12 protein-coding genes are annotated in these 18477 nt (G+C 73.2%); 5 read left to right on the top strand and 7 right to left on the bottom strand.

Annotated elements, in window-relative coordinates:
- Nucleotides 1–374: 374 nt before the first annotated feature.
- Nucleotides 375–2273, top strand: a complete 1899-nt coding sequence (locus ACWEMY_RS04250) for a DUF4153 domain-containing protein (protein ID WP_452388820.1) — start codon at nucleotides 375–377, stop codon at nucleotides 2271–2273.
- On the opposite strand, the gene ACWEMY_RS04245 is transcribed toward ACWEMY_RS04250, so the two are convergent.
- Genes ACWEMY_RS04245 through recC form a run of 3 tightly spaced genes read right to left on the bottom strand, consistent with a single transcriptional unit; the run spans nucleotide 2274 to nucleotide 10977 of the window.
- Nucleotides 2274–4262, bottom strand: coding sequence for an AAA family ATPase (locus tag ACWEMY_RS04245; RefSeq protein ID WP_452388819.1), 1989 nt, complete (start codon nucleotides 4260–4262; stop codon nucleotides 2274–2276).
- Nucleotides 4259–7627, bottom strand: a complete 3369-nt coding sequence (locus ACWEMY_RS04240; protein WP_452388818.1) for a UvrD-helicase domain-containing protein — start codon at nucleotides 7625–7627, stop codon at nucleotides 4259–4261. Before ACWEMY_RS04240 ends, ACWEMY_RS04245 begins: the two co-directional genes overlap by 4 nt.
- Complete coding sequence (gene recC, locus ACWEMY_RS04235) at nucleotides 7624–10977, bottom strand: exodeoxyribonuclease V subunit gamma (RefSeq protein WP_452388817.1); 3354 nt, start codon at nucleotides 10975–10977, stop codon at nucleotides 7624–7626. The genes ACWEMY_RS04240 and recC overlap by 4 nt, the downstream gene beginning before the upstream one ends.
- A gap of 187 nt (nucleotides 10978–11164) precedes the next feature.
- Between recC and ACWEMY_RS04230 the strand changes: the two genes are divergently transcribed.
- The 4 genes from ACWEMY_RS04230 to ACWEMY_RS04215 all read left to right on the top strand — a co-directional run bounded on the left by ACWEMY_RS04230 (nucleotide 11165) and on the right by ACWEMY_RS04215 (nucleotide 14782).
- On the top strand, nucleotides 11165–11371 hold the full coding sequence (locus ACWEMY_RS04230) for a hypothetical protein (RefSeq protein WP_452388816.1): 207 nt from the start codon (nucleotides 11165–11167) through the stop codon (nucleotides 11369–11371).
- 253 nt (nucleotides 11372–11624) lie between these two features.
- A complete protein-coding gene (locus ACWEMY_RS04225; protein ID WP_375935228.1) occupies nucleotides 11625–12341 on the top strand; it encodes a serine hydrolase in 717 nt (238 codons plus the stop codon).
- 71 nt (nucleotides 12342–12412) lie between these two features.
- Nucleotides 12413–13837: an NAD(P)/FAD-dependent oxidoreductase gene (locus tag ACWEMY_RS04220; RefSeq protein WP_375928400.1), complete on the top strand. Its 1425-nt coding sequence runs from the start codon at nucleotides 12413–12415 to the stop codon at nucleotides 13835–13837.
- A gap of 180 nt (nucleotides 13838–14017) precedes the next feature.
- On the top strand, nucleotides 14018–14782 hold the full coding sequence (locus ACWEMY_RS04215) for a hypothetical protein (RefSeq protein WP_452388815.1): 765 nt from the start codon (nucleotides 14018–14020) through the stop codon (nucleotides 14780–14782).
- 60 nt (nucleotides 14783–14842) lie between these two features.
- Here ACWEMY_RS04215 and ACWEMY_RS04210 read toward each other — a convergent pair whose 3' ends face one another.
- From ACWEMY_RS04210 to ACWEMY_RS04195, 4 genes are all read right to left on the bottom strand, one after another.
- Nucleotides 14843–15544, bottom strand: coding sequence for an urease accessory protein UreD (locus tag ACWEMY_RS04210; protein ID WP_452388814.1), 702 nt, complete (start codon nucleotides 15542–15544; stop codon nucleotides 14843–14845).
- Entirely contained in the window at nucleotides 15534–16241 is a 708-nt protein-coding gene (ureG, locus tag ACWEMY_RS04205) for an urease accessory protein UreG (RefSeq protein ID WP_452388813.1), read from the bottom strand. The genes ACWEMY_RS04210 and ureG overlap by 11 nt, the downstream gene beginning before the upstream one ends.
- Nucleotides 16242–16268: 27 nt before the next feature.
- Nucleotides 16269–16919, bottom strand: a complete 651-nt coding sequence (locus ACWEMY_RS04200; protein WP_375928407.1) for an urease accessory protein UreF — start codon at nucleotides 16917–16919, stop codon at nucleotides 16269–16271.
- 87 nt (nucleotides 16920–17006) lie between these two features.
- The gene (locus tag ACWEMY_RS04195; protein ID WP_452388812.1) at nucleotides 17007–18476 is read right to left on the bottom strand and encodes an MFS transporter; all 1470 of its coding nucleotides are present in this window, start codon (nucleotides 18474–18476) and stop codon (nucleotides 17007–17009) included.
- Nucleotide 18477 lies beyond the last annotated feature (1 nt).

Raw genomic sequence — 18477 nt, 5'->3', positions numbered from 1 at the left:
CCCTGACCACCCGGTCCAGGGACGATCCCGCACATCCACCGGAGGGGACCATGAGCACCACACCCGACCACACCGACCGACAACCGTCCGATCCCGTACCCCCTGCCGCCGCGCCGACATCGGCTGACGCGGCCACCTCTGCCGTCTCGGCGACTTCGGGCACTGCCGCGTCCACGGCCGACCCGACACATCCGGGCGACAGCGCACCTCCGGCCGATCCGACGCGGACGGACGGCGCCACGACACCGGGCGGACCGACGGCGCCACCCGGCACCGCCACCCCAGCCGTGCCGACATCGCCCAGCGGCACTGCGACTTCGGGCGGCCCGACAGCGCCGGAGGGCGGCTCGGCGGAGGCTGCGAGCGCGGGTTCGGTGGGGACGGCCACCGCGGTGCTCGACGCCCCGGACTCCTCCACCGCGGGCTGGTCGACGGCGGCGGCGGAGGTGCGGACCAGTGGGGTGGCCCAATTGCGGGCGGCGCAATGGCAATCGAGCACGTCCATGCCGCCGATGCCGCCTCCACCGCCGCCGATGCCGCGGGTTCCGGCACGGTGGCAGCGGGTGGCGCGGCCCGCGGGTGTCCTCCCCGCCGCCGCCCTCGCCGGGATCGTCGGCGCCTCCGTCCTCCCGATGGACCGCCCCGGCATCGGCTGGCTCGTCACCGGCGCCGCCGTCACCGCGGCCCTGTGCGCGGTCGACCACCGGGCCAGGACCCGCCCCGCGACCGACAGCGCGCCGTCGACGCCCGCCCCGTCGGACCCGAAACCCACCGCACCCCAGCCGACCGGCGCGTCGGTCACCCCGACCGGCACATCAGCCGCGACGAAGCCCGACCGCGCGGTCGCCGACACCACGGGCACCTCGCTCCCGACGAAAGCCGTCGACGCCTCCGCCGGTCCGGTCCCGGACAAGGATTCGGCCGTCGAAGGCGATCCCGCCGGTGGCACCGGCCCCGACGAGAAACGACCGGCGACCGATCCGGCACTCCCCCTGACGGCGGTGGCGCCCGGCATGCCGGGGTCGCTGACGGGCGGGCCGGTGAGTGGAGCGGTTCGGCCCGGGTGGCGGGATCGGGTGTGGTGGGCCGCGGCGGCGTTGGTGTTGCTGGGGGTCGGGGCGGTGCGGGCCGCCGGGTGGTTGTTCGTGTTGTGCGTGTTGGGGGCGGTGGTCGCCGGGTCGCTGGCCGTGTTGGGGCGGCGGAGTGCGCGGGGAACGGTGTACGACATGCTCGCGGTGCCGTTGGCCGTGTTCGGGGCCGTGCCGTGGGCGTTCTCCGGGGTCCGGGCGGCGCAGGCGAGGCCGGCGAAGGCCGGTTGGCAGCGCTACGGGGTGTCGGTGGCGGCGACGGCGGCGTTGCTCGTGGTGTTCGTGCCGCTGCTCGGTGGGGCCGACGCCACCTTCGCGGGGCTGTTGAGCGGGCTGGTGCCCGAGGTGGACGGTGCGTCGGCGTGGCAGTGGATCCTGCTGTTCGGGGCGGTCGGTGCGGGGGCGCTGGGTGCGCTGTATCTGCTGGCCGGTCCGCCCGAGGCGGCCACGGCGGCGGCGCGGCCGCGGCGGTTGTGGTCGCGCGGGGAGTGGGTGCTGCCGGTGGGTGCGCTGGTGGTGTTGTTCGGTGCGTTCGTCGGCGCGCAGTTCGTGGCGCTGTTCGGCGGTGACGACTATGTGCAGCGGACCGCCGGGCTCACCTATGCCCAGTACGCGCGCAGCGGCTTCTGGCAGCTGTCGGCGGTGAGCATCCTGACCCTGGGCGTGATCTTCGCGGTGCTGCACTGGTCGGCGCAGGACTCCGCGGCCGATCGGCGCTGGCTGCGGGTGCTGCTGAGCGCGTTGAGCGTGCTGACCCTGGTCATCGTGGGGTCGGCGCTGGGCCGGATGTGGACCTATCAGCAGGCCTACGGGTTCACCGTGCTGCGGCTGCTGGTGCAGTTGTGCGAGCTGTGGGTGGGTCTGGTCTATGTGCTCGTGCTGGTGGCGATCGCGCGGCTGCGCTGGAGCTGGGTCTCGCGCGCGGCGGTGGGGACCGCGCTCGGCACGCTCATCGCGCTGGCCGTGGTGAACCCGGAAGGGTTCGTCGCCGACCGCAATATCGCCCGCTGGCAGGACGGCGAACGGCTCGACACGGTCTACCTGCGTCAGCTCTCCCCCGATGTGCTGCCAGCGCTGCGCGAGCTTCCCGACCCGCTGCGCACCGACATCGAGACCCCGATCCTGGCCGATCTGGACAGCGAGCCGTGGTGGGCGTGGAACTTCTCGCGCAGTACGGCGCGCTGATCAGCCGCCGGTGCTCCGGGACAGGCCACTGGCCCGGAGCACCCGGCGCCCGATCGCGGCGCGAATGGATTCCTCGGTGCCGATGATGCGCACGTGGCTGCGCGCCCTGGTGATGGCGGTGTAGAGCAGTTCCCTGGTGAGCAGGGTGGATTCGGGTTCGGGCAGCACCACCGAGACGGTGTCGTACTGGCTGCCCTGGCTGCGGTGGATGGTCATCGCGAAAACGGTGACCACCGCCGGGAACTGGGTGGGGTGCACCAGGTACGGTTCGCTGCCGCGCTGGAGGGCGGCGCGCAGCGAACCGTCGGGACGCCGGATGATCACGCCGGTGTCGCCGTTGTAGATGCGGGCCTCGTGATCGTTGGCGGTGACCAGCAGCGGCTGTCCGGGATACCAGACCGCCTGTGCCCCTTCGGGTCCCGCGCCCCCGGCGGCGGCCCAGTCGGCGGCCAGCCGGTCCCAGCGTTCCACGCCGAACGGGCCCTGCCGGTGCGCGCAGAGCAGCCGGTGCGATTCCAGTGCGGTGAGCGCGCCCACCGCGTCGCCCGCTTCCGCCGCCGCGGTGACGGCGAGGGCCGCCGCGGTGACGTCGGCGCGCACCGCCGCGGTGTCGTCGGGGGCGCAGAACGACACGTCGGCGCCGCCCGCGCGCAGAATGGCCAGCGCCGCGTCCGCGTCGCCCGCGCGCACCGCGACCGCCAGGTCGGCGATCGCTCCTCCGAAGCGCCGTCCCCTGGTCAGCCGCACGATCCCGCCCCGCAACCGGCGCTGTTCGAGCGCGCTCAGCGATTCCGGATCACCGTGTGGCCCAGCGGTATCCACCACCGCACCACCTCGCTCCACGGCATCGACCGGCCTGTCACCGGACGCGGAGCCGCCCGCGGACGATCGCCCGTCGCCGGACCCGGTCACCCCCGGCCCGAGCAGTTCGGCCAGCGCCGGATTCGGCGTGCTGCCGACCGGCCCGGCGACCAGGTCGGCCAGCACCGCGCCCGCGTCGACGGAGGCGAGCTGGTCGGGGTCGCCGACCAGGACCAGCCGGGTGTCGGGGCGCAGCGCGGAGAACAGGTGACTCATCATGGTCAGCGACACCATCGAGGTCTCGTCGACCACCACCACGTCGTAGGGCAGCCGATTGTGTTCGTGGTGGCGGAATCTCGTGGTGCGGCCGCGCTGCCAGCCGAGCAGCCGGTGCAGGGTCGACGCGGTGAGCTCGGGCAGGCCCAGCTCCGCGGCCTGTTCACGGACCGCCTCCTGCAAGCGCGCCGCCGCCTTGCCGGTGGGCGCGGCCAGCGCGACGCGCAGCGCGGGCAGTTTCGGCGTGGCGCGCCGGTGCGCGGTGAGCAGGGCGAGAATGCGCGCGATGGTGTGGGTCTTGCCGGTGCCCGGCCCACCGGCGACCACGGTGGTCCAGTGGGTGGCGGCCAGGGCCGCGGCCAGCCGCTGCCGGTCGGGACCCACGCCGAGCGGGTCGGCGAAGAGCCGGTCGAGTTCGGCGCGGACGAGGGCGGTGTCGATCACCGGATGGTCGGCGCCGCGTTCGACCAGCACTCGCCGCAGGGTCTGTTCCTGCTGGTAGTACCGGTCGAGATAGAGCAGCGCGCCACCCTCGGCGTCGGCTTCCACCAGCCGCAGCGGACGCAGCGGCCCGGCTTGTCCGCCGGTCAGCAGCGGACTCCCGCGCAGGGCGGTCAACACTCGCTCCTCGTCGGGCCAGGGCAGCGTGGCCAGGTCGATTCCCGGTGCGGTGTCGCGGGTTTCGTCGGCGTCGACGCCGATCTCCCGCATCCGCGCCAGCTCCAGGCACACCGACCCGGACCGCACCGCGCGCACCGCCAGCGCCGCCGCGAACAGCGCGTCCTCGCTGTCCTCGCGGCCCATCCGGCCCAGCCGCACGGCGACGTGGACATCCGCCGCGGACAGGATGCCTGCCTCGTTGAACACCCGCAGCAGCCCGGTTCCGCGCTGCGCCACCTGGATCGAGGTCATCGGCCTTCCCCGCCCGCCAGCAGATCCGACAGCGCCACCACCAGGGACGCGGGCGGATACCAGTCGAAGACGCCGTGTCCCGGCGGGGTCGCCGCGCCGATCATGCCGCGCACGAACAGGTAGCGTGCCCCGCCGAGGTGGCGGGCCGGGTCGTAGCCGGGCAGCCGCCAGCGCAGGTAGCGGTGCAGCGCCACGGCGTAGAGCAGCGCCTGCAGCGGGTACTGGGAGCGGATCATCTCGGCCAGCATGTGCTCGCGGCGGTAGTGCTCGACGGTGAGATCGCCGGTGCCGAGGCGGTTGGTCTTGTAGTCGACGATCAGGTAGCGGTGTTCGCCCGCGTCGTCGGGCACGCGCAGGACGGCGTCGATGCTGCCGGTGAGATAGCCGCGCAGCACCGTGTCGGGCAGGGCGGCGAGGTGGTCGGCGTAGCCGTGCAGGTCGTCGCCTTCGGGCAGGTGGGCGCGCAGCAGGGCCGCGATCGCGTGCATCGTGGCCGCGCCCGCGCCGGGGGTGTCGCCGCCGCCGAGCGGGAGCTCGAATTCCAGTTCGCACAGGCGGTCGCGGGTGGCGACGGCGGCCAGCGAGCCGAAATCGGCCGGGGTGCGCAGGACTTCGAGCAGGGCGGTGGCCAGCACGTCGACCTCGAGTTCGGCCATCGTGTGCTCGACGGCCGCCACGCACTGCGCGTGGACCTCGGCGGCGAGGTCGGGGGCGGAGGTGTCGACCAGTTCGAGCACGCCGTGCACCAGGGTGCCGAATTCGGCGCCGTAGGGCAGCGCGTTCATCAGCGACGGCGCGGCGGTGCTGTCGGTGAGCGTGTCCAGGGGGGCGTCGGTGGGTTCGTCGTCGGGGCCGGGACCGTCCTCCGGTTCACTCGCGCCCACGCCGGCCAGGTCGTGCGCGCCCGCGGTGAGCGCGGAGTAGGAGGTGCGGCGCCACTGCTGGTCGAGGGTGCGGGTGAACGCGGCGGCGGCGAGTTCCCCGGTCGGCAGTTCGGTGCGGACGCGGCGCGGTGCCACGTCCTCGGGCCGGTCGACGGCGGTGACCGAGATGGCCTCGCCCGCCGGGGCCGCCCACTCGGTGAGGCGCTCGATCGCGGCGGCGTCGGCGGGGATGTCGGCGCGGCGCGGCACCTGCGCCGATCCGGGGCGCCTGCCCAGGATCATCCGGTGCAGCGGGGCCGCCGCGGTGGTGACCGCCGGTGCCCACCAGGCCACGACCTGGCACATGGCCCGGGTCAGCGCGACATACAGCAGCCGCAGTTCCTCCCCGGATTCCTCGGCCTCACAGCGCAATTGACGCTCACCGTAGCCGGGTGCCTCCTTGCCGCCGATATCGAGGACGCGGGTGCCGTTGTCGTCGTGGAACAGCAGCGTCGCCGGATACGGGTTCTTGGCGCTGTCCCACGCGAACGGCAGATAGACGATGGGGAATTCGAGTCCCTTGCTCGCGTGCACGGTGGCGATCTGGACCGCCGCCGCGTCGCGATCGAGCCTGCGGCTGCGTCCGCTGACACTGCCCGCCTCCGGGTCGCGGACGCGGTCGGCCAGCCAGCGGGTGAGCGCGGTGAGCCCGAGTCCCTCGGCGACGGCCACCTCGTCGAGCAGTTGCGCGAGGTGGCGCAGGTCGGTGAGCTCGCGCTCGCCGTTGAGCACGGCCAGCAGCCGGGGCGCGAGATCGGTGTCGGTGGCCAGTTTGTCGAACACGGCCGCGAATCCGGCGCGCGCGAACAGCCGGGCGGCCTCGCGCAGCTGGGTGGACACCCGACCGACCAGATCCGCGCCCCCGGCATCGATCTCGGCGGCGGTGCATCCCAGGATCGGCGTGCACGCGGCCAGTCGGACGCGGTCGCCGCGGTGCGGCTGTTCCAGCGCCCGCAGCACCCACAGCCAGTCGGTGGCGGCCGCGGTCGCGAACACGCTGGTGCCACCGGCCAGCACCGAGGCCACGCCGACGCGGTCGAGCGCGGCGCGCACCACGTCGATCTGGGTCCGGGTGCGCACCAGCACGGCGATGTCACCGGGACCGACCGGTCTGCGCACCCGGCCGTCGCCGACCTCGGTGAGCGGATGATCCACGCCGCGTTCGGGTTTGGCCTCGATCATGGCGCCCGATTCGAGCAGTGTCACCAGGTCGGCGGCCAGATCGTCGGCCACCTTCGCCCGCTGCCTGCCGACCGAGGGGAACCCCGACCGGTTGCGCGGGCCCGCGCCGGTGCGCGGCAGCACCCGCAGGCGCAGCGGGGTGATGACCTCGGCCTCGCCGTGCAGCCGGGTGGCGGGCCGGGTGGGGGTCACCGGGTAGACACTGATCTCCGGGTGGCCGAGTTCGGCGCCGCCGCACAGGTGGTCGAGCGCGCGCAGCAGGCCCGCGTCGCTGCGCCAGTTGCGGGTGAGTTCGCTGCGATGCCCGGCCAAGGCGACGGCATCGAGGTAGCTGAGCACCTCCGCGCCGCGGAAGGCGTAGATGGCCTGTTTCGGATCGCCGACCAGGACCAGCGTAGCGTGTTCGTGAAAGGCCAGCCGCAGGATGTCCCATTGCAGCGGATCGGTGTCCTGGAACTCGTCGACGAGGGCGACCCGGTACCGCTGCCGGATGCGGGCCCTGGCCCGTGGCCCGTGCTCGGGATCGGCGAGCACCTCGTGCAGCAATACCAGCAGATCGTCGAAATCGCGCAGGCCCGCCCGGCGTTTGCGGCGCTCGGTCTCCGCGCGCACGGCCGTGGCGAAGGCGACCCGCTCCCCCGCCGCGCCGTCGGTGCGCGGAGCCAGCTCGGCGTGCCGGTCGTGCACCGCGGCCAGCGCCAGGGTGCGGGCCTCGCGCAGTGTGAAGGGTGCGCGGTCGCGGGCGTAGCGGGCCAGGTACAGGTCGTCGGCGACGGTGGCGACGAGTTCGTCGACCGATTCCACCAGGCGCGCGCCGGGATCGTGTTCGCCCGCCAGGCCGAGTTCGTCGAGCATCCGCTGACAGAACGAGTGCGTGGTGGCGATGGTGCCCGCGTCGAAATCGGCCAGGGCGGTGAGCAATCGGTGCCTGCGCAGGCGCAGGGTGGCCGGGTCGGTGGCGGCCAGGGCGCGGACGAGGTCGTCGGGGTGGGCGCGGGCGCCGTCCGGGTCGGCCAGGGCGGCGGCCACGGTGACGAACCGTTCCCTGGTGCGTTCGCGCAGCTCCTGGGTGGCGGCGCGGCTGAAGGTCACCAGCAGCAGTTCGGTGATCGCGGTCCCGGTCTCGGCGACGTAGCGCACGGCCAGCCCGACGATGGCGTGGGTCTTGCCGGTGCCCGCGCTGGCCTCGAGCACGGTGGTGCCCTCGGGCAGCGGGCCGGTGGCGTCGAAAGCGGCGGGGGCGGACAGGGTTCCGGTCATGGCTGCCCCAGGGTCTCGGCGGTCAGCAGCGGCGCCCACCAGCGGCGGGCCAGCGCGCCGAACCGGGTGCTCTCCGGCTCGCCGGGCCGCGCGGCGTCGGCGGCGAAGCGGTCGAAGCGGGGTGCGCGGCCCCAGACGTAGCGCAGGTAGCGGTCGGTGTGGTCGCCGAATTTGTCGGGGCCGTTGGGGCCGCCGTCGAAGGCGTGTTCGGCGGCGAGCAGGGCGTCGGCGATGCTGTCACCGCGCACCCGCCGTTCGGCGTAGGCGGCGGTGGCGGCCGGGGCCACCGGCAGCGGTTCGCACAGTCCCTCCTCGCGCAGCCGCACCAGATCGCGCAGGATCGCCAGCGCCGCGGGCGGTTCCGGAGCGACGAGCACCGACCGGGTGACCGGCCTGCTGCGGAACTGCCCGCGCCCGGTGCTGATCGCCCGCCAGGACCGGTCCTCGGTGGCGGCCAGAGCCAGCAGCGAGACCCACGCCGCCAGCCGGTGTTTCGGCGCCAGCCGGGAGAAGGTGGTGCGCACCAGGGTCTCGCCGCGCACCTCGGGCACGGTGCCGGACAGGGTGCGGCCGTTGCCGAGGTCCACGGCGATGTCGACCGCGCGCGGGGCGGCCTCGTAGTCGGGCAGCGCGGTGCGGACCAGGGTGTCGACCGTGCCCTCCACCTCGTCGAGCACCTTCGCGCCGAAGGCGAAGGGCGGCAGGGTGCCGCGGCGCCATTCGGCCGCGCGCAGGGCCGCCGGGTCGGCGCCGGTGAGGCGGGCGGTGAGCATGCGTTCGCCCAGATCCCACTTGGCCAGGCCGTCGAGTTCGATCGGCAGCTGGTCGGCGATGTCCTCGGATTCCTCCGGGACGCGCAGGCCCAGCCGCTGCCACAGGAACGCGCGGATCGGGTGCTCGGCGAAGGCGATCAGTTCGGTGAGTGCCACGTCGGCGGGTGGCAGTGGCGGCAGGGGTTCGGTGAGCAGCGGGGGTCGCGGCCGCGGCGGCCGGGCGGCGGCGCGGGCACCGGCCAGGGCGACGGTGTCGAAGCTGCGCGGATGCTCCGGTGCGAAGTTGCGCCGGTCGAAGGATTGCAGCGGGTGCCGGATATGGACGGCGGACATGGCGTCCGGGCCCACATGGGCGGCGAGCACGTCGAGGAGTTCGGCGACCGGGACCGCGGGCGGGCGCGGCGCACCGGTGACGGGGTCGGCGCCGGTGTGCAGCACCAGCAGTCGCTCGCCGGCGGCCAGCACGGCGTCGAGCAGCAGCTGGCGGTCCTCGCTGCGGGCGTCGCGTTCGCCGAGCAGTGGGTCGCGGGCGAGCAGGTCGTCGCCGTCGACGGTGCCGGGGCGCGGGAAGACGTCGTCGTCGAGGCCGAGCAGCACCACCACGCGGTGCGGGACCGAGCGCATCGGGACCAGCGTGCACACGGTGAGTTCGCCGGTGCGGAAGTTGGCGCGCCCGGGTCCGCCCGCCAGGCGACCGGTGAGCAGGACCGCCACGTCGGCCAGTCGCAGCGGTGTGGCGCCCGCGTGTTCGGTGGCGGCGACGATCTCGCGGCGTGCCTCGGTGCGGATCCAGGACTGCGCGTCGGGCACATCGGTGAGCAGTTCGACCGCGCGCAGCAGCACCGCGGTCCACTCGGTGGCGGGCCGGGGTCCGCGCAGATCGCGCAGGCACACCGCGAGCCGGTCGACGAATTCGGCGAAGCGCCCGGCCAGGTCGACGTCGTTGGAGTCGACATCGTCGAGCGGCAGCGCCAGATCCAGCCAGTCGTCGCCGGATTCGTCGGCGGTGACGCCGAGCAGGATGCGGTCCACCGCGGCGTTGAGGGTGTTCTGCGCGAAGTCGGCCAGGCCGAACGCCTCGCGCTGACGCTGGCCCACGCCCCACCGCGCGCCCGACTCGGCGGCCCATTCGCGCAGGCGCTCGATGTCGTCGTCGTCGAAACCGCAGCGGCGGCGCACGGTTTCGCTCGCCGCCAGGTCCAGCACCTGCGTCACAGTGACGCGACCGTCGGCGAGGTCGAGCAGCTCGAGCACCACGGCCAGCATCGGGTTCGTCACCGCGCGGCCGCGATCGGCCAGCCGCACCCGCAACTGGTGGGCGGGATGCTCGCCTTCGCTCGGCACATCCACGGCCCCGGCGCCGCGCTGGCCGAACGCGGCCCGCACCAGCGGCGCGAACGCCTCGACATCCGGGCACATGATCAGCACATCGCGCGGCTCCAGCGCCGGATCGGCCGCGAACGCCGCCAGCAGCAGGTCGCGCAGCACCTCCACCTGCCGGGCCGGTCCGTGGCAGGCGTGCACCTCGACGCTGCCGTCGGCCCCGGCACCGGACACCGGTGCCCGGTCCTGCCGGAGCGCGGTCTGCACCGCGCCGAGCAGGCCCGGGGCCGAGTCGGCACCCGGCAGGTGAACATCGCTGTGCAGCACCGGATGCAAGCGCTGCTGGAGTTCCCGCACGTCCCTGGCCAGTCCCGCGAGCAGGGGGTGGGCGACGGCGTCGGCGGAATCGTCCAGCGCGCGGGGCGGCGCCACGGCGCAGGGCAGCTCGGACGGGGTATCCGCACGGGCGGACCCGGACAGTGCCGTCCACAGGGCGGGGCTGGGATGGGCCAGCCACAGGTGGACCTCGCGGTGTTCGGCCAGCGCGGTCAACACCGCGAGCTGGTCGGCGGGCAGGCGGGTCAGGCCGAAGACCGACAGGCGGTCGGGCAGGTCGACCGCGCCGGGTTCGGCGCGCAGCCGGGCGCAGGCGTCGGCGAGTCGTTCGGCGGGACCCGGCGCCCCGACCGCGGTGCGCAGGGCCCGCCACAGCGGCGGCTGCCAGGACAGGTCGGCGGGGACCGGATTGCCCGCGCCGTCGGTGTCGCGACCGGCCGCCCAGTCCAGCAGCAGCGACGGGCGCTGCGCGGCATACGAGTCGAACAGGGTCGCCAGGTGCGCGGCCGTGGCATAGCGGCGGCCGATCCGGTAGCCGGCCCCGGGCAACCCGAGATGACGCGCCACCACCGCCGCCCACGGCTGCTCGACGACCTCGTCCAGGACCCCGAGCAGCGTCCACACCAGCCGCTGGCCTGCCCACGGATCGTCCTCCGGCGCCACCCCGCTCGCCGCCGCGAGCACTTCGGCCACCAGCGCGGCCGGGGCCGGGAAGGCGATATTGGCGGCGATGCCGTCACCGGTGCCCGCCACACCGAGCACGCCGGACAGCCGCTGTGCGAGCCAGCGCTCCACGCCTTTGGCCGGGACCGCGACCACCTCGGGGGTGAACGGGTCGGCGGGCGCGCGGGTCAGGATCCGCCCCAGTCCGTCGGCCAGCGCGTCGGCGCGTTCGGCGCGATGGAGGTGCAGCGGCATCCGTTGTTTATACGCCCAGCGACCGACGCGCAATCGTGCGGGCCCGGGCCACCACCGCAAGGGGTCAGTGAAATGCGCCACACCACAACGCGTTCGCGTCGTGCCTGCGCGGCGGCACCGGACGGGCGTGGGATCGTGGCGGTTCGGGTGGGACAGTTCGGCCGCGGGCGAAAGGCTGGTTCGGTTCATGATCGCGCAGGTAATCCCCTTGGTACCCCGCGCCGGGTTCGTCGTCCGGCGGGCAGGCGACCGCTGGGAACTGATCAACTCCCGCAGTTTCGGGGCCGATCAGGTGCTGCATTCCTGGCCGTCGAACCGGCACAGCGAGGCTTTCGAACACTGCCACCGGCTCAACGGCTGCACCATCGCCACCCCGCACGCCGCGCATCACTGAGCCGCACTCACGCGACGCAACGGGACTGTCACACATCGGATTTCGTCGCGGGTAGTGCTTTCGGGCGCCGGGTGTGCCAGGGTGGTCTCTCGTGCGTGACCGTTCCCCCGCCACCCGCGTCGTTTCCCGGGTCGCAGCTACCGCCTGTCTTCTCGCCGCCGCGGCCGTCCTCACCCCGGGCGTGCCCGTCCTGACCTCCCCGGCCCAGGCCGCGCCTCCCGCGCTGACCCAGGTCTCCGGCTTCGACGCCGACATGAGCGCGCGGATCGCCCGCGTCGACGCCTACCTGGCGGGTCGTCCCGGCGTGGTCGGCTACGTGCTGCGCGACCGGCGCACCGGCGGCCTCTACGCCAACGAGCACGCCGAGAACCAGGTGTGGACCGCGTCCACCATCAAGCTGGCCATCGCCGCCGACCTGCTCAACCGGGCCCGCGTCGGCGCCATCGGCCTGTCCCCCGAGGACCGCACCAACCTGGAATCGATGCTGGCCACCTCCAACGACCAGGCCGCCGACATCCTCTGGAACAAGTACATCGGCTTCGACCGGATGGCCTACAACAACGCCTTCCGCTCCTACGGCATGGTCTCGCTGATCCCGCAGCCCACCAATTCGGCGCTGTTCCCGGACTGGTCGTTCCAGAAGTGCACCGCCGCCGACCTGGACCGGCTGATGAACACCATCCTCGACACCATGCACCCCGACGACCTGGCCTACCTGCTGGACCGCATGCGCTCGGTGGACTCCAACCAGCACTGGGGCGTGTGGGGCGCGGGTTCGCGGATGCGGCCGGGCCTGAAGAACGGCTGGTCGGCCGAGGCCGACGGCTGGGTGGTCAACTCCGTGGGCGTCGCCGGCGACGGCGAACGCTACACCCTGGCCATCATGAACTCGCTCGGCTCCGAGGGCGGGTACACCGAGGGCGCCGAGACCGACACCAAGGTGGCCGAACTCCTGCTTGCCGGTCGCTGATCGGGCCGGTCCCGTATTGTCGATCTTGCGAACGCAGTGAACGCCGCCCCAGTCTGTCGAGGAGCAGGACGATGAGCACTCAGTCTGTCGGGAAGCGCCGCCACCACGTGGTGGTGATCGGGTCCGGGTTCGGCGGCCTGTTCGGCACCAGGCACCTGCGCCGGGCCGACGTGGACGTCACTCTCATTTCCAAGACCTCCACGCACCTGTTCCAGCCGCTGCTCTACCAGGTCGCCACCGGCATCCTGTCCACCGGCGAGATCGCCCCGGCCACCCGGCTGGTGCTGCGCAAGCAGAAGAACGCGCAGGTGCTGCTGGGCGATGTCATCGACGTCGACCTGGCGAACAAGCAGGTCACCTCGCGGCTGCTCAACCGCGACACCGTCACGCCCTACGACAGCCTGATCGTCGCCACCGGCGCCCAGCAGTCGTACTTCGGCAACGACCAGTTCGCCACCTACGCGCCCGGCATGAAGACCATCGACGACGCGCTCGAGCTGCGCGCGCGCATCCTCGGCTCGTTCGAGCAGGCCGAACTGGCGACCACGCAGGAGGAACGCGACCGGCTGCTCACCTTCATCGTGGTCGGCGCGGGCCCGACCGGTGTCGAACTGGCCGGACAGATCGCCGAACTCGCCGATCGCACGCTCGACGGCACCTTCCGCACCATCGATCCCCGCGACGCGCGCGTCATCCTGCTCGAGGGCGCGGGCGCGGTGCTCGGCCCGATGGGGCCCAAGCTGGGCGCCAAGGCCGCCAAGCGGCTGGAGAAGATGGGCGTGGAGATCCAGCTCAACGCCATGGTCACCGATGTCGACGCGCACGGCGTGGTGGTCAAGGACGCCGACGGCAGCACCCGCCGGATCGAGGCCACCTGCAAGGTGTGGTCGGCCGGTGTGCAGGCCAGCCCGCTGGGCAAGATGATCGCCGAGCGCTCCGAGGGCACCGAGGTGGACCGGGCGGGCCGGGTCGTCGTGGAGCCCGACCTCACGGTCAAGGGGCATCCGAACGTCTTCGTGGTCGGTGACCTCATGTCGGTGCCGGGCGTCCCCGGGCAGGCGCAGGGCGCCATCCAGGGGTCCACCTACGCGGCCAAGGCCATCAAGGCCGGGCTCAAGGGCGAGGCGCCCGCCGATCGCAAGCCGTTCAAGTACTTCAACAAGGGCTCGATGGCGACGATCTCGCGCTTCGACGCCGTCTGCCAGATCGGCAAGCTCGAGTTCAGCGGGTTCCTCGCGTGGCTGGCCTGGCTCGCGCTGCACCTGTACTACCTGGTCGGCTACCGCAGCCGCATCGTCACCGTGATCGGCTGGTTCGTCTCGTTCCTGGGCCGCAACCGCGGTCAGATGGCGGCCACCGAGCAGTGGGTGTTCGCGCGGCTGGCGATCGAAGAGGTCAATGCCGACCGGGCGGAGGCCAGACAATTGGCCGCCGACCTCGGTGAACCGACCGCGGGCGTCGGTGGCAAGGGGCCGGGCCGGCGCGAGGTCGGCTAGCTCCCACTCCCTTCCGGTTACCTTTCAGCACACCAGGATTGCGGCACGCCGGTGTTTCGGACCCATCCGGGTCCGGCACCGGTCCGAATGCCGGACGTCATATGTGTGACCAATCCCCAGGATGAAAGGTGATCTATGGCGACGGGGAAACACAGGGCGCCGAGCGCGCAGCGACAGCGAGTGGGTTCGGTTGTCGCGGCCGGAGCGGTCCCCCTGGTCATGGCCCTGATCGGCACGGGCACCGCGAACGCCGATCCCGCGCAGGCGGCGGTGACCCAGCCCGAGCATCCGGCCGCGCCGGAGTTCGACGCGGTGGCGCCCAATGCCACCCCGTTCGTGGGACAGCAGATGCCGGAGAACACACGCAGCTCGCTGCAGTGGTCGCGGTCCGGCCCGGAGACCGATTACCTGTCCCCGGTGGGCACGCTGCACGCGCCCACCGCGGTCGCGCCGGTGCCGCCGATCCTGCCGCCGCCCGGCCAGTTCCGCTTCGGTGACCAACTGGTCCCGGTGCCGGACTTCGTGCCGGTCGACACCTCGATCCAGATCAACGACGCCGCCGCCACCACCGAGGCCAACCTGGCGACGTTCCTCGACTCGGTCGGGCTCGAGCGCAGCCGCTCGGACCGGATCGCCTCGGAAACCCTCGGTTCCGCGGCCCGGGGTGCGGCGGTCGGCTCGACGGTGGCCATCCCGTTCGCGATGATGGCGAGCACGGGCGGCGCGGTGGCCGGGCTGGTCGCCGGCATCCCGTTCCTGCCGATCGGCCTGGTCGCGGGCCCGATCCTGGGTGGTATGGCCGCCTACATGGCGGTCTCGGTGCCGATCACCGTGGTCGGTGCCGGTGTCGGTGCCGCGGTGGGCGCGGCGAACGGGTTCCTCGCTCCGCCCCGGGCCGCCGCGCCCGACGCGGTGGACAGCGACGCGGAACTCGTCAGCGCCTAGAACGAGCTACGGCGGTGGGAACCGGGGTGTGCGAGCCGGTTCCCACCGCCGTTGCCGTTCTCACGCCGAGGTGACACTCGGATGTGCGACGGACACCGCGCCGCCGGGTGCGTCCGCGTGCAGGCGGGCACTCGTGCGGGTGGCCAGCGAGCCGCCGGCGGCCAGTGGGAGGCGCACCGCGTCGATGCTGCCCGCCCAGGCGGGCCGGTCGTCGGGGTAGAGCAGTTCGCTGTCCAGGGCGCGCGGCGCGCTGAGCCGGTCGTCGGTGCCCGTGTCCGCGCCCAGTTCCAGGCGGTGCCGCAGCAGCGGGATGTCGCCGAGATCGGCGCACAGGTCGCCGCGCCAGGCGCCGCCGTCCTCGCCGCTGCGGCCGAGCTGGACTCGCTCGCGCAACCGCAGGCGCGCCTCCGGTGCCAGCCGCACGGTGGTCATCGCGTGATGCCGGGCGCCACCGGCCACGATGGTCGGTTCCGGATCGAAATCCAGTTCGGCACCGGCCCCGACCTCGAAGTACCAGTGCGCCACCGATTCCGGGGTGCGGATGCTCGGCAGGGCGATGGTGGCGGCCACCGAGCGGACCACCAGGCGCGCACCGGGCAGCACCACGATCCGGATGTCGAGTTCGTCCCCGCCCAGCGGGGTGGCGGCGGTGCCGATCAGATGCACCGTGTCGGTGCCGGTGTGCCGCCCGGCCAGACCGCCGCCCGCGTCGATGCGCGGCAGTCTGCCCGGTGCGGCGACGATGCTCAGTTCAGTGCGCAACGCCGGCGGCCGCGTCCTGCTCGGCGGCGGCGCGCAGCTGCTCGCGCACCCAGGCCAGCACCGGGGTGGCGGCCGGGTCGTCGGTCAGCGAGATCAGCGCGGTCGGGCGGCCTTCGCGCACCTTGGCGGCGTCGCGTTCCATCACACCCAGGTCCGCGCCGACCAGCGGGGCGAGGTCGGTCTTGTTGACCACCAGCAGGTCCGAGAAGGTGACGCCGGGGCCGCCCTTGCGCGGCACCTTGTCCCCGCCCGCCACGTCGACGACGAAGATCTGCGCGTCGATCAGGCCGGAGGAGAAGGTGGCGGTGAGGTTGTCGCCACCGGATTCGACCAGGATCAGGTCCAGCGGCGGGTTGGCCGCGACCAGGTCGTCGATGGCGTCGAGGTTGGCGGTGATGTCGTCGCGGATGGCGGTGTGCGGGCAGCCGCCGGTCTGCACGGCGGTGATGCGCTCGTCGGGCAGCACCGCGTGACGGCGCAGGAAGTCGGCGTCCTCGGTGGTGTAGATGTCGTTGGTCAGCACCGCGAGGGACAGTTCGTCGCGCAGCTGCCTGCACAGCGCGGCGACCAGCGCGGTCTTGCCGGAGCCGACCGGGCCGCCGATGCCGATACGCAGCGCCTCACCGGTGGCGCGGTCGCGCTTGGGCCGGTCATGGCTGTGGTCGTGCGGTTCGCCGTCGATCAGATGGGGCGGCATGGGTGGTTCTCCGTTCTGGATGGGTGGTTACGAGGCGAACAGGGGCATGTCGCGCAGCAGATGACGTTCGGCCAGCGCGTCCTGCAGTGGATCCGACAGCGCGGCGAGTTCCGCGGCGGCCTCGGCGGCGATCCGGTCGCACAGCGGCGCCAGCCGCATCGTGCCCGCCGCGACGGCGGCCGGATCGAGGGCGAGCAGCCGCTGGGCGGCGGTCGCGGCGCCGGTGAGGGTGGTGTAGACGACCACGCCCGCCAGCTCGCGCGGGTCGGCCCCGCAGGCGGCGCCGACCATGCCGAACACCGTCGACAGATGTGGCCGCACCCCCGCGGGCAGCCAATCATGCTGCGGCCAGAGCTGTTTGGCCAGCCGCAGCAGACCGCGCCCCTGCGCGCGGGAGGCCGCGCGGGCAGCGGGTGACGGGGTCCGCGCGTCGGCTTCGAGTTCGGCCCGTTCCGGGGCGAGCGTGCCCGCGCAGACCGCGGCGGCGAGCGAGGCGCTCACCAGACCGGAGGTCGCGATCCGGCGCCGCAGGTACACCTCGACACTCGCCGCGTCACGCAGCAACCCCGCCGACACCGCCTCCTCGACCCCACCGGAGTGCACGTGCCCGCCGATGGGCAGGCGCGAGTCGGCCAGGGCGAGCAGTGTCGCCAGGCCCGCCGCACCCTCGTTTCGCATTCGTCGATCCTAGGCAACCGGACCGGACATCCGCCCGCCGAGGGCGATCGGGCGCGGTGGCGAGGGCCACCACGCCCGGCCCTCGCCTCAGCGGCCGGTGCGCGCCGAGCGCCAGGCCACCACGGCCATGCCGAGCAGCAGCAGCGCACCGCCGGTGGTGGCCACGTGCATGCCGCTGACGAAGGATTCGCGCGCGGCCGCGATCAGCCCGGCGTCGTCGCCGGAGTGCGCGACGGTCTCCCCCAGGGTCTCCCCGAAGTCGCCGCCGGAGCGGAAGACCAGCGCGGCCAGCGAACCGAGCAGCGCCAGACCCAGCGAGTTGCCGAGTTCGAAGCTGGTCTCGGAGATACCGACGGCCGAGCCCGCGCGTTCGGCGGGCACCGCCGACACCGCGACGTCGGAGACGAGCGTGAACGAGATGCCGTAGCCGACACCGGCGATCACCGAGCCGGCGACGTACCACATCAGCCCGCCGTCGACCCCGACGCCGAGCAGCATCAGGTTGCCGATCGCCGAGAGCGTCAGGGCCAGGGTGAACGCCGCCCGCACACCCCAGCGCAGGCCCACCCTGGCGCCGCTCATCGAGAAGACGAACACCGCGACCGCCATCGGGATGCCCAGCAGCGCCGCCTGCAGCGCGTCACGCCCGGTGACCGACTGCAGGTAGATGCTGGTCAGGTAGCTCATCGCCGCCAGCGACATCATGCCCACGGTGCTCGCGCCGATCGCCACCCGGAACAGCGGCCTGCCGAACAGCGACAGGTCCAGCAGCGGTTCGGCCAGCCTGCGCTGCCTGCGCACGAACAGCACCAGCAGCGCCAGGCCGATCGCGCCGATCAGCACCGAGACCAGGTCAAGGCCCTCCGCGGCGATGTGCTTGATCCCGTACACCAGCGGCAGGATGCCGCCGATGGACAGCGCGACGCTGGGCAGGTCGATCGGGCCCAGCGCGGCCGAGCGGTGTTCGGGCAGCAGGAACGGGCCGAACACCAGCAGCACGGCCAGCACCGGGATGTTGATCAGGAACACCGAGCCCCACCAGAAGTGGTGCAGCAGCAGCCCGCCGATGATCGGCCCGACCGCCGATCCACCGGCGAAGAACGCGGTCCAGATGCCGATGGCCGTGGCGCGGCGCCGGGCGTCGGGGAACAGGTTGGAGATCAGCGCCAGGCTCGACGGCAGCAGCGTCGCGCCGCCGATGCCCATCAGCACCCGCGCGGCGATGAGCACCGCGGCGCTGGGTGCGAAGGCGGCCAGCACCGAGGCCAGGCCGAAGACGGCGGCGCCGGCGAGCAGGATGTTGCGCCTGCCGATCCGGTCGCCGAGATTGCCCATGGTGATGAGCAGGCCCGCCAGCATGAATCCGTAGATGTCGAGGATCCAGAGTTGCTGGGAGGCACTGGGATCCAGGTCGACGGTCAGCGTCGGCATGGCGAGGAACAGCACCGAGATGTCCATCGACACCAGCAGCACCGGCAGCAGCAGCACGCCCAGACCGAGCCATGCGCGGCGTCCACCGACGGCCGCGGTGGGCAGCGCCGGTTCCAGCTTCGTCATT

The organism is Nocardia sp. NPDC004415, from assembly GCF_053602435.1.
The sequence above is the reverse complement of the archived record's forward strand: the minus strand, read 5'-3'. Positions and strand labels throughout refer to the sequence as shown.